The sequence below is a fragment of the Caballeronia humi genome, assembly GCF_001544475.1.
Classification (GTDB): domain Bacteria; phylum Pseudomonadota; class Gammaproteobacteria; order Burkholderiales; family Burkholderiaceae; genus Caballeronia; species Caballeronia humi.
Map to the genome: position 1 here is coordinate 57,550 of NZ_FCNW02000013.1, position 13,288 is coordinate 70,837.

Sequence of the window (13,288 nt, forward strand, 5' to 3'; positions counted from 1 at the left end):
AATTTTTCTAACTTTCCCTAATCGTTTTTCTCCCCCACGATGCTTTCACGTTCCGCGCAAGTTGTAAGCGGAACGTCGTTCATCGGCGTGGAAAGCCGTGCTTTGCCCCGAGCACACGTGAACCACGAGCGATGAGAGCAGTGCAGCAAAACGACTGCGCCCGACGTGCGCCGCCAGCCTGCGCCGCATGGCTTGAGCATTTCCCCTGACAGACCGACCGCTGCTGCATCGGCAAAAATAACGCCGGTGATCCTGCATCAAATCAAGCGCCGCACGAGCGCTGAAAACGAAAATCGGAGACAGACATGGCAAACGCAGGCACAGTCACGCCCGGGCATTCGCTCGGCCGTCACCACAATCGATGGATTCAACTGGCGATCGGCATCATCTGCATGGGGCTCGTCGCCAATCTGCAATACGCTTGGACGCTCTTCGTCGTTCCGATGGACGCCAAGCACCACTGGGGACAAGCGGCGATCCAGACCGCTTTCACCATCTTCATCGTCACCGAAACCTGGCTCGTTCCCGTCGAAGGCTGGCTCGTCGACAAGTTCGGGCCGCGTCCCGTCGTGATCGGCGGATCGATCTGCGCGGCGCTCGGCTGGATCATCGATGCTCACGCGACGAGCCTCGTGCATCTCTATATCGGCGCGGTCGTGGCGGGTGTGGGCGCGGGCTGCGTGTACGGCACCTGCGTCGGCACGGCGCTCAAGTGGTTTCCGGACAAGCGCGGTCTCGCGGCGGGCCTGACGGCCGCGGGATTCGGCGCGGGCGCGGCCGTCACCGTGATTCCGATCTCCAACATGATCCAGAGCTCCGGCTACGAGCAGGCGTTCATGTTCTTCGGCATTTTCCAGGGCGTGTGCATTTTTCTGCTCGCGCTGATGCTCGTGCGGCCGAATCCGCCCGCTTTCGCGGCGCCGGCGAAGCGCATCGTCGCGACGAAAATCGACTACACGACGGGTCAGATGGTGCGCTCGCCGCTTTTCTGGGTGCTGTACCTGATGTTCGTGTTCGTCGCGGCGGGCGGCGTGATCGCGACCGCCCAGCTCGGCCCGATCGCGAAGGAATACGGTTTCGCCAAAATGCCGGTGAACCTGCTCGGCGTGACGCTGCCGCTCCTCACGATGGCGCTCTCCATCGACAACCTCTGCAACGGCTTCACGCGTCCGCTGTGCGGTTTCATCTCCGACAAAATCGGTCGCGAAAACACGATGTTCTTCATCTTCATCGGCGAAGGGCTCGCGCTGCTCGGCCTGATGGAGTTCGGTCACAACCCGTATCTCTTCATCTTCTTCGCGGCGATGACGTTCCTCTGCTGGGGCGAAATCTTCTCGATCTTCCCGGCGACCTGTGCCGATACCTTCGGCAGCAAGTACGCGGCGGCCAACGCCGGCACGCTGTACACGGCGAAAGGCACGGCGTCGATGCTCGTGCCGCTCGCCTCGGTGCTTTCCGCGATCGGCTCGTGGAACGCGGTGTTCATCGCGGCGGCCGTGATTTCAATCGCGGCGGGTCTGTGCGCGAAGTTCGTCCTCGCGCCGATGAGAAAGCGCTGGATCGAGAACACGGTCGCGCAGACGTCGTCGTCCGGTTCAATGGATGCGTCGTTCAAGGCCGCCTGGGTGGATGCGCCGAGCAAGTCGTCCGCGCAATGAGTGTCGAGGGACATGACATGCGCGATGTGCCGCCCGATGTCGCGCATGTTCCGAAATCGCTCAGTGTGTCGATGCATCAATTGCGGCTGTTCGTCACGCTCGCGCGGCATCGCAGTTTTACCCGCGCGGGCGACGAATACGGCATCACGCAATCGGCAGTGAGCCGCAGTATCCGAGAACTCGAGGACGAAATCGCGCTGCGGCTTTTTGACCGGACCACGCGTCAGGTCGCTCTGACCGATGCCGGGCGCAGGCTGCTCGCGCGCGTGGCGCCGCTCGTCGAGGAACTCGAAGCGGCGTTGCGCCCCGGTTTCGACGACGAGACCGAGGCGGGCGTCGTGCAGCTCGCGAGCAGTTCGAGCCTGACGGCGAGCGTGCTGCCCGCGCTTTTCGCGTCGTGTCAGGCGCGCTATCCCGAATTGTCGATTGCGCTCGTGGATCGGCCGCAGGGCACGGTGCTGCAACTCGTGCGCGCGGGCGAGGCGGATCTGGGAATCGTGATCGTGGGCGAAGAGTCGCAAAACTTCGATGAACTCGTCGCCGAGCCGCTCTTTCACGATCCGCTGTGCGCGCTGGTGCCGGCACGCCATCCGCTGGCCGCTCAGAAAAGCGCGAACTGGCGGATGCTGCGCGGCGCATCGCTTCTCACCCTCGATGACGATACCGGCAGCCAGGCCGCCATCGACCGTGCGCTCGCGCTGCACGAAGTCGCAGGTGTGACGCTCCAGCCGCTCGCGCAAGCGACATCGGTCGCGCGGATGGTCGAAGCGGGCCTCGGCATCGGCGTTTTGCCGATGCACGCGTGCGCGTCGATCGGACGCGGCGTGCAGGCGGTCGCGCTCACGCCCGCCGTGTCGCGCGCCGTCGTGCTCGTGCGCCGCCAAAGCCGCGCGCTGCGTCCCGGCGCGGCGAATCTGTGGGCGCATTTCGTGGCGTCGTCGACGACGCAGCGTTCTGGCGCGGTTGCGCCGCAGGCCGTCGAAGCCTGATTTCTACCAGAGGCGCAACTGCCTCGTTCCATACCTAAACTTCACGCAGAACCCGCGAAACATGCGGGTTTTGGCGTGCCCCAACCCTCACGATTCGCCTTGTTATGAGGCTATGTGGAATGTAGTATGTTGTATATCAGAAGGCAAAATCATCCTAAGGAGACGAGCATGAAGATCTGCGTTTACGGAGCGGGTGCAATCGGTGGCTACATGGGCGCGCAACTCGCGCGCGCCGGAGCGGACGTGAGTTTCGTCGCACGCGGGCCGCACCTCGCGGCGATGCAGGCGAACGGCGTACGCCTGCAAATCGACGGCGAGGAACACACCGTCAAGGTGCGCTGCACGAACAATCCGGCCGAACTCGGGCCGCAAGACTACGTGATCATCGCGTTGAAGGCGCATTCGGTGCCGAGCGTCGTCGACCTGATGCCGCCGCTGCTCGGGCCGGACACGTCGGTCGTCACCGCGGTGAACGGCTTGCCGTACTGGTACTTCTACAACCACGGCGGCGATCTGGCCGGCACGACGCTGCAAAGCATCGACCCGGGCGGCAAGCAGTGGAACGTGCTCGGACCGGAACGCGCGATCGGCTGCGTACTGCTGCCGGCCGCCGAGATCGCCGAGCCGGGCGTGATCAAGCACGTCTACGGCAAGAAATTCCCGATCGGCGAGCCGAGCGGCGAGATCACGCCGCGCCTGCAGGCGTTCCACGACATCATGGCTGCCGCCGACATGGAAGCGCCGATGCGCGATAACATCCGCGACGAAATCTGGCTGAAGCTGTGGGGCAACCTCTGCTTCAACCCGATCAGCGCACTGACGCACGCGACGCTCGACGTCCTGACGAGCGATCCGGGCACCCGCGCGCTCTCGAAGGCGATGATGCTCGAAGCGAAGGCGATCGGCGACAAGATCGGCGTGAACTTCCGCGTCGATGTCGAGAAGCGCATCAACGGGGCGGGCGCGGTGGGCGCGCACAAGACATCGATGCTGATGGACTGCGAAGCCGGCCGCCCGATGGAAATCGATCCGCTGATGACCGTCGTGCAGGAAATCGGCCGCCTGGTCCACGTCGAGACGCCGATGCTCGATGCGGTTCTCGCATTGATCAAGCTGCGCGAGGGCGTGAACCAGGGCACGGCCAAGCCGCGAGCGCCTGTCGAAACGCAGAAAGCGGCCTAAACTGGGTATTAAGCCGTCACTGTTGTTTCTGATATACAAGATGCAAAATATGTTGCGTCCTGCTGCGACGCAACATATACTGGAGGCTCTTAAGTACTTACCCGGAGCCTTGAAATGAGCATCGCACTTGTAGTCGTCTTGGGATTCGCATTGGTAGCCATGGGTGTCGGCGTTACGTTTATGATTGCATCGGCAGTGCCGCAAGCGATGTTGCAGCGCGCACAAGATCACGGTCGCTTTGCCGGCTTGGCGGCGGACGATCAGAATGGCGGCTCGGGCAAGCGTGTCTCGGCCGGCCAGCCGCACTTGGGAAATCGAACCATCAATGCCATCTGATACTCAATCTGTAGACAGACCCGACGTCCGTCCGCATGGACTGACGCTTTCGCTGGAACCGATCAATGCCACGGTTTCGCTGCGCGATCAGGCGTACGCGAAACTGCGGCAGGCGATCGCCGAAGCGGACATCTATCGTTCTCGCGAAGAGATCCGGCTCGACGAAAAGGAGCTGACGGAAGCGCTCGGCGTCAGCCGCACGCCGATCCGCGAAGCGATGACGCTGCTCGAGCAGGAGGGTTTCCTCCGCACGGTGCCGCGCCGGGGCGTATACATATTGCGCAAGACGAAGCGTGAAATCGTCGAGATGATTCATATGTGGGCCGCGCTCGAGAGCATGGCTGCGCGCCTCGCCACGCAGCGCGCGACAGACGACGAAATCGCCCGCCTGCGCCACATGTTCGACAATTTTCGCGACGCGACGCCCGCCGAGCACATCGACGAGTATTCGGAAGCGAACATCGCGTTCCATCAGGCGATCGTGCAACTGGGCAAGTCGCAGATCATTTTCGACACGATCAAGAACATTTTTGTGCACGTCCGCGCGATCCGGAAGATGACGATCTCGCAGAGCGACCGCGCGTCGCGCTCGATCGTCGATCACATGCGGATCATAGAGGCGCTGGAAAAGCGCGATACGGAGCTGGTCGAACGGCTCGTTCGGCAGCATTCGCTCGATTTGGCCGCGTTTGTCGAGGCTAATTGCGATTTTCTGGATTGAAGCGTTAGTTAGACGCGCTTGAACGATCAAGGCCGCCCGGTGGATCAAATCGCCGGGCGGCCTCTGTTTTTAGCCCATCGCCTTCCACATCGTCTCACCCAGCGCCGCGGGCGAGTCGGCCACCAGAATCCCCGCTGCCTTCATCGCGTCGATCTTCGCGCTCGCCGTTCCTGATCCGCCCGAGATGATCGCGCCCGCGTGTCCCATCCGACGCCCCGGCGGCGCCGTCGTCCCTGCGATAAATCCGACGACCGGCTTCTTCGTCCCGGAATCCTTCAGAAACTGCGCCGCTTCCTCCTCGGCCGATCCGCCGATCTCGCCGATCATGATGATCCCCTCCGTGGCATCGTCGTCGATGAAAAGGGACAGGCAATCGATGAAATTCGTCCCGTTCACCGGATCGCCGCCGATCCCGATGCAAGTCGTCTGCCCGAGCCCGGCCGCCGTGGTCTGCGCGACGGCCTCGTAGGTCAACGTCCCCGAGCGCGACACCACGCCGATCTTCCCCGGCCGGTGGATGTGCCCCGGCATGATGCCGATCTTGCACTCACCCGGCGTAATGACGCCCGGACAGTTCGGCCCGACCAGCCGGCTCGCCGATCCTGCCAGCGCGCGCTTCACGCGCAGCATGTCGAGCACCGGAATGCCCTCGGTGATGCAGACGATGAACGGCACCTCGGCATCGATCGCTTCGAGGATCGCGTCGGCGGCGAAGGGCGGCGGCACGTAGATCACCGACGCCTCGGCGCCGGTTTTCGCGACGGCATCCGCGACGGTATCGAAGACGGGTAAATCGAGATGCGTCGTGCCGCCCTTGCCGGGCGTGACGCCGCCGACCATCCGCGTGCCGTAGGCGATTGCCTGCTCCGAATGGAACGTGCCCTGCGCGCCGGTGAAACCCTGGCAGATCACCCGCGTGTCCTTGTCGATCAAAACGCTCATGTGCTGTCCCCTTCAGTGGCGTGCGGCGGCGACGGCGCTGACGATCTTGTCGGCGGCGTCGGCGAGGTTGTCGGCGGGAATGATCGTGAGGCCCGAGGCGCTCAGGATCTCGCGGCCCGCGTCCACGTTCGTGCCGGCAAGGCGCACGACGAGCGGCACGCCCAGGCTCACTTCGCGCGCCGCCGCGACCACGCCCTCGGCGATCACGTCGCAGCGCATGATGCCGCCGAAGATGTTGACCAGAATCCCTTCGACCTTCGGATCGCGCAGGATCAGCTTGAACGCCGTCGAAACGCGCTCGCGCGTCGCGCCGCCGCCGACATCGAGGAAGTTCGCCGGCTCGCCGCCGTAGAGCTTGATGATGTCCATCGTCGCCATCGCGAGGCCGGCGCCGTTCACCATGCAGCCGATGTTGCCGTCGAGCTTTACGTAGTTCAGGCCGTGTTTCGCCGCCTCGATTTCGGTCGGCTCTTCCTCGTCCTCGTCGCGCAGGGCTTCGATATCGGGATGGCGGTAGAGGGCGTTGTCGTCGAAATTGAGCTTGGCGTCGAGCGCGATCACGTCGCCCGCGCCCGTCACGACGAGCGGATTGACCTCGACGACCGACGCATCCAGATCGACGAACGCCTGATACAGCGCGCCGATGAACTTCGACGCCGCGCCGATCTGCTTGCCCGTCAGCCCGAGCCCGAAGGCCACCTGACGCGTGTGGAAGGGCTGCAGACCAGTGGCCGGATCGATCGCGACCTTCAGAATCTTCTCAGGCGAGTGATGCGCGACTTCCTCGATTTCCATGCCGCCTTCGGTCGACGCCATGATCGTGATCCGCGACGTGGCGCGATCGACGAGCATTCCGAGATACAACTCGCGCGCGATGTCGCAGCCTTGCTCGATATAGAGGCGCTTGACCTCCTTGCCGGCCGGGCCGGTTTGCTTCGTGACGAGCACTGACGACAGCATCTTCTGCGCGTTCGCGCTCACGTCCTCGACCGATTTCACGACGCGTACGCCGCCTTTGCCGTCGGGATCGTTGGTGAAACGGCCGGCACCGCGCCCGCCCGCGTGAATCTGCGATTTGACGACCCAGACCGAGCCGCCGAGCGCGTGAGCGGCGTCGGCGGCTTCCTGCGCCGAAAACGCGACGCGGCCGTCCGGCACCGCCACGCCGTACTTTCGCAGCAGCGTCTTCGCCTGATATTCGTGGATGTTCATTGCGTCTCCTGATCCTCTGATGGGAATGAGCGCGAGCTGTCGAAGAAGCCGAAGTCTTGCGCTGAAATATGATATATCACATTTCACGAGTGCCAAAAACGGAATTTGGCAAGAGCCGAAGCGCAGAGAATGTAAGCGGACGCTTAGCGCGATGACAACAAATTATGTTGCCCAGATGACGTTGGTGCACTGCAAGAGCAATGCAAGAAAAGCCAGCAAATATGAGCCTCAGAGACGTGCTGCATCGCAATACAGGGTTTCCGAGATGCGCTGAACACTTGACTAATACTGTGTCTGGAATATTGTATATCACAACTGTGAGGCAGCTTGATCAGACCAAGGGTCAACGAAAGCTGTCCACGCGCTGTCCCAACGGCGCCGACGAATGTGCAAAAACGATAGGGAGACGGTAATGAGCAAGGCACTGGATGGTGTGCGCATCCTCGATTTCACGCACGTTCAATCGGGTCCGACCTGCACGCAGTTGCTCGCGTGGTTCGGCGCGGATGTGATCAAGGTCGAGCGCGCGGGCGCGGGCGATATCACGCGCGAGCAGTTGCGCGATATCCCCGACGCCGACAGCCTCTACTTCACGATGCTCAACCACAACAAGCGTTCGATCACCATCGATACGAAGAATCCGGAAGGCAAGAAGGTTCTCGAATCGCTCGTGAAAAAGTGCGACGTACTGGTCGAGAACTTCGCGCCGGGCGCGCTCGACCGGATGGGTTTCACGTGGGAGCGCATCCAGGAACTGAATCCGAAGATGATCGTGGCGTCGGTGAAGGGCTTCGGCCCCGGCCCGTACGAGGACTGCAAGGTCTACGAGAACGTCGCGCAGTGCGCGGGCGGCGCGGCATCGACGACAGGTTTCGATGACGGCCCGCCCGTCGTCTCGGGCGCGCAGATCGGCGATTCGGGCACGGGGCTGCATCTCGCGCTCGGCATCGTCGCGGCGCTTTTTCAGCGCAACACCACCGGACGCGGCCAGAAAGTGCTCGCCGCGATGCAGGACGGCGTGCTCAATCTCTGCCGCGTGAAACTGCGCGACCAGCAGCGGCTCGAGCGCACCGGCGTCATGAAGGAATATCCGCAGTTCCCGAACGGCACTTTCGGCGACGCCGTGCCGCGCGCCGGCAACGCATCGGGCGGCGGCCAGCCGGGCTGGATTCTGAAGTGCAAGGGCTGGGAAACCGATCCGAACGCGTACATCTACTTCATCACGCAGGCGCCGGTGTGGGGCGAAATCTGCAAGGTGATCGGCAAGGAAGAATGGATCGACCATCCCGATTACAAGACGGCCGCCGCGCGTCTGCCGCACCTGAAGGATATCTTCGCGGAAATCGAGCACTGGACGATGTCGAAGACCAAGTTCCAGGTGATGGACATCCTCAACAAGCACGACATTCCGTGCGGCCCGATCCTGTCGATGAAGGAAATCGCGGAGGACGAATCGCTGCGCAAGACGGGAACGATCGTCGAAGTCGATCATCCGGTGCGCGGCAAGTATCTGACGGTCGGCAACCCGATCAAGCTTTCCGACAGCCCGACCGAGGTCACGCGCTCGCCGCTGCTCGGCGAGCATACCGACGAGGTGATGGCCGAACTCGGCTACAACGCCGACCAGATCGCGACGCTCAAGAGCCTGGGCGCGATCTGAGCTCGTTTCCTATTTCACCTTCGAGGACTTCTTCGTGACCAACTGGATTCGCTTTCGCGACGCCGAGGGCCGCATCGGCTTCGGCACGCTCGATCAGCACGCTACCCGCGTCCTGCAATACGACGGCAACATTTTTGACAGACCGAAGCCGACGAACCACTCGCTCCCGGTCAAGGAAGTGACGCTGCTCGCGCCGTGCGAGCCGACCAAGGTGATCGCGCTCTGGAACAACTACTACGCGCTATCGCAGAAGCTCGACAAGGCGCCGCCACAGCATCCGCTTTTCCTCATCAAGCCGCCGATGTCGGTGATCGGGCCAGGCGCGGACATTCGCCGGCCGAAGAGTTATCAGGGAAAGATCGCGTATGAGGGCGAACTCGGCATCGTGATCGGCAAGACGTGCAGCAACGCCACGCCCGAGGAAGCCGAGGCGGCGATCTTCGGCTACACCTGCGTGAACGACGTCACCGCGGTCGAACTGTTGCAGGAAGACCCGAATTTCGCCCAGTGGTGCCGCTCAAAGGGCTTCGACACGTTCAGTTGCCTCGGACCGTCGATCGTGACGGGCTTCGACTGGCGGCGCGCGAACGTCGTGACCAAGGTCGACGGCGTCGAGCGCCAGAATTACCCGCTCGACGACATGATCTTCACGCCCGCCCAGCAGGTCGCGATGATCTCCGCCGACATGACACTCGTCCCCGGCGACGTGATCATGTGCGGCACGTCGATCGGCGTCGGGTCGATCAAGGACGGCGCGAGCGTCGATGTCTCGATCGACGGGATCGGCACGCTCACGAACCGGCTCGCGATCTAGCCATGTTCGACGTTGCAGGCGGCGTGGTTTGCGTTCTGGCGGTCGTCGCGACGATGGAGGCGCTTCGCCTCTCGACGGCGCGGCGGCGCGTGCTGTGGGAAATCGGCGCGATGGGCGCGGGTGTCATCGTGGCGCAGGCACTTGGCGGGAGCGAGAGCGCCGTGCTTTCGGTGATCGTCGCGCTTGCTATCGCGGGGTGCGCGGCGGCGGTGTGTGGACGCTTCGGACTGGACCTTAAGCCGCGCCTGACGCACTTCCAGGGCGCCATTGCGGCGGCGGCGCTCGCCTCGACGCTTTTCGGGCCGTCGGATGCGCCGTTTTTCGCTGTTCTTGGCGCGGGAGTCGCGCTGGCCGGCGTTGCGGCACTTGCCCGGCTGGGTCGCATCACGCCAAACGAGTCGCTTCACTTCGCATGCGCGGGCGCGTGCGCGGTGATCGGCTATGCGGCGGGGCACGAGCAGGGCGTGCTGGCGGTCGTGATCGTCATCGCGATGGCCGCGCTGATCGCCTCCCACCTGACGATGGCGCTCGCCGGCACGGCCTGGCCCGCACTCGTCTCGGCGATGAACGGCACCGCCGCGTGTTCCGTGGTCGCAGCCGGAGTCGTCACGGGCAGCGGCGCGCTGCTCGTCACAGGCGTGGCGGCCGCGATCGGCTGCGCGGCGTCGCACGCGAGCGCGACCGAGTCGCGCGGTCCCTATCTGTCGAAATAAGCGCTACAAATAGCAAAACGGCGGTCCGCATCAAACCGGACCGCCGTTTTTACATTCGACAACAAATTGTCAACGATCCCGATTCCACAGGGCGCCGAGCACGAAGCCGACCGCCGCCGCGATCAGCACGCCGTTGATCGGCTGGCTGACGACAGCGGTGCGCACGTTGTCGATGGTCTGGCCGTAGCTCTGTTGCAGCGAACCGAGCGCCTGGCGCGCCTTGCCTTCGACCTGGGTCGAGGCGTCGCCGGTAATGGCGCCGACGGCGTCCTGCACCTTGCCCACGACGTTCTGCGCCGCGCCTTCTACCTGATCCTGCACCATGGTGCCTCCCGTTCTGGATGATTGCGTGTTCAAAGTTGTCCGGTGTCCCCGGAACGTCTCATACAGCACGGTTCATGCCCAGCGCTGAAAATCAGGGCGCGCCGATCAACCGTACGACGATGGCCAGCAAATCGTCGATGGAAACCGGCTTGCGGTGGAATTCCACGCCGTCGTGTTCCAGCCGCGGCGCTTTCGCGGCCGCGCTCATCAGCACGACCGGCACGCTCGAAAGCGCCGCGTCGAGCGTGAGTGCGCCGATCAGCGCGACGCCGTCCATGCGCGGCATCATCCAGTCGGTGATGATCAGGTCGGGGACGTGCGCGCGCGCGGCGTCGAGCGCCAGGATGCCGTTCGACGCCGTGACGATTTCATACCCCTCCATCTCCAGCACGAGGCGCCAGGTGGTGAGAATGTCGAATTCGTCATCGACAACGAGAATTTTTTTCATGTCCGCGCGCCGGCATCGGACACTGAAAGCGATGGCCCGATCGAACTGCGTCCCGACAGAAGCCCCGTCGCGCCGATGAAGCCTTCGGTTACGTGCAGCCCGCGCTCGTCAATGATGAAGCGGCGGATCGCCGAATCGTGCGCGCTCTCGCGCTGCTTGACGACCGACAGCATCCGGTACAGCCCCGAGTTCGACTCGACATAGCGCAAGAGCACGATGTTCTCGGTCATGGCGGAGGCGCGCAATGCGACGCCGGGGATCGCGTCCGTATAGAGCGGCAGTTCCTCGGTGAGGATTGTCGTGACGCCGGACTGGCGCAGCCGGTGCGACAGCGCGTTCAGAAAGAGCCCGAAGCGCTCGACGCGGTTCGCCGAATCGTGGAAGCCTTCGATGCCGTCCACCACGAGCCGCGACGCGTTCGTGCGCTCGAGAACCGCCATCAGCTCGGCGGCGAGTTCGTCGATGGCAAGCTCGACCGCCGGTTGCCACTGAATCGTAAGGCGCCCGTCGCGCACCGCTTCCTCGAGCCGGATCGACACGGACTCGGCCTTCGCAACCAGCCGCTCCGGCGATTCGTAGAAGCCGAAGTAGACGCACTTCTCGCCGCGCTCCAGCCCCGCTTCGAGAAACTTCAGCCCGAGGAGCGTCTTGCCGACGCCGGACGGACCGATCAACGTCGTCGTCGACCCTTTCACGACGCCGCCGCCCGTCATCATGTCGAATTCCGGCATGCCGAAGCCGAGCCGGGACTTGAGGTCGGGCGCGCCTTCGAAGAGCGACGGCCGTGCTTCCAGCCGCGGGAACGTGACGATTCCGTTGTCAGTGATCTTGATGAAATGCTTGCCGAGCAGATGATCGCGCGCGCGCAGCTTGTGCACCTCGATCTCGCGCGCGCGACGCATGCCGGTGCTGTAGCGGTTCAGCTCGACCAGGCCGTCGACGAGCGTGTGTTCGGGATGCGGTTCGTTGCCGGATAAAGGCGCGAGGATCAGCGTCGTGCAGCGCGCTGCCGTGACGAAAGCGCTCAATTCGTGGATGAATTGCGACAATTCCAGCTCGGTCGAACTGAATTCGCGCGCGCTGCGGAATCCGTCGATGACCATGAAGCGCGGCCGGTTCATCTTGATCGTCTGCGCGATCAGCGCGAGAAAGCCCGACAGGCCGTCGCGCATCAGTTCGTGGTAGCCAGAAACGAAGAGCATGCGGTCGGAGATCGCGTCGGCGTCGTAAAACGAGAGGCGCTTCAGGTGCGACAGCAACTTCGTGTGCGACTCGGCGATCAGCGTGACGTAAAGCACCATGTCGCCCTGGGCCACGCGGTGAAAGCCGATCTGCGAGGACAGGATCGTCTTGCCCGCGCCCGCCATGCCTTCAATCAGGTACAGGCCGCCCTCCACGAGACCGCCGCCGAGGATGTCGTCGAAGCCGGGAACGCCGGTCGTGATGTTGGTCGTATCGATCGCCGGCTCGTCGGGCGGCGGGGTCGATGGCGTGTCGTCTTTATTCATGAAGATGTCTTTTTTTGTGTCAAAGCGCTTGCGCGAACGCGAATTATGGACGACAGGACCGCGGGTGTCGCGTTTCGACAGTGCCTGACTGCTCGATGAGCATGATTTCGTGGCGAACGATGTCGAATGAACGATCGGCGCCTTTTACATCTCATACGGTGTTCGTCGGGAGATGCAGCATTTTCTGCGCCCGGTGCTGCGGATTTGATCGGATCGATTGGGATGGGTCTGATGCCGGTCTCGATCAGTCGGTGGTCTCATTAGGGCCCTCGTGTTTTGGCATTTTCAAACCACGTCTTTTCCCTAATTTTCCCGGTACGCGCCGGAATATTCTCTCAAATTCTCAAGCGCGCGGGCTTCTGCCTCGAATCACACCATGTCCGTATCTCACGCCGCTGTTGCCGCCGCGATCTTTACTTCGGGCGTTTTCGTCAACATGCCGTCACCGGCTTCTACACCGTCGCCCGCCACCGCAGACAAACTTCCCGATGTCGGCATCCTTGCCGCCGCTCCATTTCGCTTCAAGGCCGATCGCGAGATTTTCAAGCGTCTGCCGGAAACGCCCGTCGATCCGCGCTTCTTTATGGAACGCGAACAATGGAAGCCCACGGATTCGGAAATCGCACACCGGAACCTGTGGGCGCCGGGTGAATCGCTTTAAGCGCGGACATTTACCTCCGGATAAAACGATCCGGCCGGTAGCGCTCACTTAAATCTGGAATTCGACGTTTCCAGTAGCCATAATCCAGAAGACCATGCTTTTCTCTTTAAGCGGACACGG

The 13,288-nt window shown here is 63.0% G+C and carries 14 protein-coding genes; 9 read left to right on the forward strand and 5 right to left on the reverse strand.

Features of this window, described 5'->3' with window-relative positions; all coding sequences use genetic code 11:
* The first annotated feature begins 305 nt into the window (after positions 1-305).
* The 5 genes from oxlT to AWB65_RS14705 all read left to right on the forward strand — a co-directional run bounded on the left by oxlT (position 306) and on the right by AWB65_RS14705 (position 4,886).
* Positions 306-1,658, forward strand: coding sequence for an oxalate/formate MFS antiporter (gene oxlT / locus AWB65_RS14685; protein WP_087667849.1), 1,353 nt, complete (start codon positions 306-308; stop codon positions 1,656-1,658).
* A gap of 17 nt (positions 1,659-1,675) precedes the next feature.
* Positions 1,676-2,647 (forward strand): LysR family transcriptional regulator, encoded by a 972-nt coding sequence (locus AWB65_RS14690; protein WP_087667850.1) that lies wholly within the window; start codon positions 1,676-1,678, stop codon positions 2,645-2,647.
* 168 nt (positions 2,648-2,815) lie between these two features.
* On the forward strand, positions 2,816-3,829 hold the full coding sequence (locus AWB65_RS14695) for a 2-dehydropantoate 2-reductase (protein ID WP_087667851.1): 1,014 nt from the start codon (positions 2,816-2,818) through the stop codon (positions 3,827-3,829).
* 114 nt (positions 3,830-3,943) lie between these two features.
* Positions 3,944-4,165, forward strand: a complete 222-nt coding sequence (locus AWB65_RS14700; RefSeq protein WP_087667852.1) for a hypothetical protein — start codon at positions 3,944-3,946, stop codon at positions 4,163-4,165.
* Complete coding sequence (locus AWB65_RS14705) at positions 4,155-4,886, forward strand: GntR family transcriptional regulator (RefSeq protein ID WP_087667853.1); 732 nt, start codon at positions 4,155-4,157, stop codon at positions 4,884-4,886. Before AWB65_RS14700 ends, AWB65_RS14705 begins: the two co-directional genes overlap by 11 nt.
* 69 nt (positions 4,887-4,955) lie before the next feature.
* Here the strand turns inward: AWB65_RS14705 and sucD are convergent, their stop codons facing one another.
* Together sucD and sucC are read right to left on the reverse strand one after the other, a co-directional pair.
* Positions 4,956-5,828 carry a succinate--CoA ligase subunit alpha gene (sucD, locus tag AWB65_RS14710; protein ID WP_087667854.1) on the reverse strand — a complete coding sequence of 291 codons (873 nt, stop codon included), beginning with the start codon at positions 5,826-5,828 and terminating at the stop codon, positions 4,956-4,958.
* 12 nt (positions 5,829-5,840) lie between these two features.
* Complete coding sequence (gene sucC, locus AWB65_RS14715) at positions 5,841-7,040, reverse strand: ADP-forming succinate--CoA ligase subunit beta (protein ID WP_087667855.1); 1,200 nt, start codon at positions 7,038-7,040, stop codon at positions 5,841-5,843.
* Positions 7,041-7,452: 412 nt separating this feature from the next.
* Between sucC and frc the strand changes: the two genes are divergently transcribed.
* From frc to AWB65_RS14730, 3 genes are read left to right on the forward strand one after another with little or no spacing between them, the layout of a single operon-like run.
* Positions 7,453-8,700 (forward strand): formyl-CoA transferase, encoded by a 1,248-nt coding sequence (gene frc / locus AWB65_RS14720; RefSeq protein ID WP_087667856.1) that lies wholly within the window; start codon positions 7,453-7,455, stop codon positions 8,698-8,700.
* A 34-nt stretch (positions 8,701-8,734) separates the two neighbouring features.
* Positions 8,735-9,514: a fumarylacetoacetate hydrolase family protein gene (locus tag AWB65_RS14725; RefSeq protein ID WP_087667857.1), complete on the forward strand. Its 780-nt coding sequence runs from the start codon at positions 8,735-8,737 to the stop codon at positions 9,512-9,514.
* A 2-nt stretch (positions 9,515-9,516) separates the two neighbouring features.
* Positions 9,517-10,227, forward strand: coding sequence for a hypothetical protein (locus tag AWB65_RS14730; protein ID WP_087667858.1), 711 nt, complete (start codon positions 9,517-9,519; stop codon positions 10,225-10,227).
* A gap of 69 nt (positions 10,228-10,296) precedes the next feature.
* On the opposite strand, the gene AWB65_RS14735 is transcribed toward AWB65_RS14730, so the two are convergent.
* The 3 genes from AWB65_RS14735 to AWB65_RS14745 form a co-directional block, all read right to left on the reverse strand.
* Positions 10,297-10,551, reverse strand: coding sequence for a CsbD family protein (locus AWB65_RS14735; protein WP_087657406.1), 255 nt, complete (start codon positions 10,549-10,551; stop codon positions 10,297-10,299).
* A 91-nt stretch (positions 10,552-10,642) separates the two neighbouring features.
* Complete coding sequence (locus tag AWB65_RS14740) at positions 10,643-10,999, reverse strand: response regulator (RefSeq protein WP_087667859.1); 357 nt, start codon at positions 10,997-10,999, stop codon at positions 10,643-10,645.
* Positions 10,996-12,507 carry an ATPase domain-containing protein gene (locus AWB65_RS14745; protein ID WP_087667860.1) on the reverse strand — a complete coding sequence of 504 codons (1,512 nt, stop codon included), beginning with the start codon at positions 12,505-12,507 and terminating at the stop codon, positions 10,996-10,998. The genes AWB65_RS14740 and AWB65_RS14745 overlap by 4 nt, the downstream gene beginning before the upstream one ends.
* 376 nt (positions 12,508-12,883) lie before the next feature.
* On the opposite strand from AWB65_RS14745, the gene AWB65_RS14750 reads away from it, so the two are divergent.
* Positions 12,884-13,168, forward strand: coding sequence for a hypothetical protein (locus tag AWB65_RS14750; protein ID WP_087667861.1), 285 nt, complete (start codon positions 12,884-12,886; stop codon positions 13,166-13,168).
* Positions 13,169-13,288: the final 120 nt, after the last annotated feature.

What these genes read in the sequence shown, in the direction of transcription:
- oxlT (WP_087667849.1), top strand. Translation starts at nt 306, where the DNA reads ATGGCAAACGCAGGCACAGTCACGCCCGGGCATTCGCTCGGCCGTCAC.
- AWB65_RS14690 (WP_087667850.1), top strand. Translation starts at nt 1,676, where the DNA reads ATGCGCGATGTGCCGCCCGATGTCGCGCATGTTCCGAAATCGCTCAGT.
- AWB65_RS14695 (WP_087667851.1), top strand. Translation starts at nt 2,816, where the DNA reads ATGAAGATCTGCGTTTACGGAGCGGGTGCAATCGGTGGCTACATGGGC.
- AWB65_RS14700 (WP_087667852.1), top strand. Translation starts at nt 3,944, where the DNA reads ATGAGCATCGCACTTGTAGTCGTCTTGGGATTCGCATTGGTAGCCATG.
- AWB65_RS14705 (WP_087667853.1), top strand. Translation starts at nt 4,155, where the DNA reads ATGCCATCTGATACTCAATCTGTAGACAGACCCGACGTCCGTCCGCAT.
- sucD (WP_087667854.1), bottom strand. Translation starts at nt 5,828, where the DNA reads ATGAGCGTTTTGATCGACAAGGACACGCGGGTGATCTGCCAGGGTTTC.
- sucC (WP_087667855.1), bottom strand. Translation starts at nt 7,040, where the DNA reads ATGAACATCCACGAATATCAGGCGAAGACGCTGCTGCGAAAGTACGGC.
- frc (WP_087667856.1), top strand. Translation starts at nt 7,453, where the DNA reads ATGAGCAAGGCACTGGATGGTGTGCGCATCCTCGATTTCACGCACGTT.
- AWB65_RS14730 (WP_087667858.1), top strand. Translation starts at nt 9,517, where the DNA reads ATGTTCGACGTTGCAGGCGGCGTGGTTTGCGTTCTGGCGGTCGTCGCG.
- AWB65_RS14735 (WP_087657406.1), bottom strand. Translation starts at nt 10,551, where the DNA reads ATGGTGCAGGATCAGGTAGAAGGCGCGGCGCAGAACGTCGTGGGCAAG.
- AWB65_RS14740 (WP_087667859.1), bottom strand. Translation starts at nt 10,999, where the DNA reads ATGAAAAAAATTCTCGTTGTCGATGACGAATTCGACATTCTCACCACC.
- AWB65_RS14745 (WP_087667860.1), bottom strand. Translation starts at nt 12,507, where the DNA reads ATGAATAAAGACGACACGCCATCGACCCCGCCGCCCGACGAGCCGGCG.
- AWB65_RS14750 (WP_087667861.1), top strand. Translation starts at nt 12,884, where the DNA reads ATGTCCGTATCTCACGCCGCTGTTGCCGCCGCGATCTTTACTTCGGGC.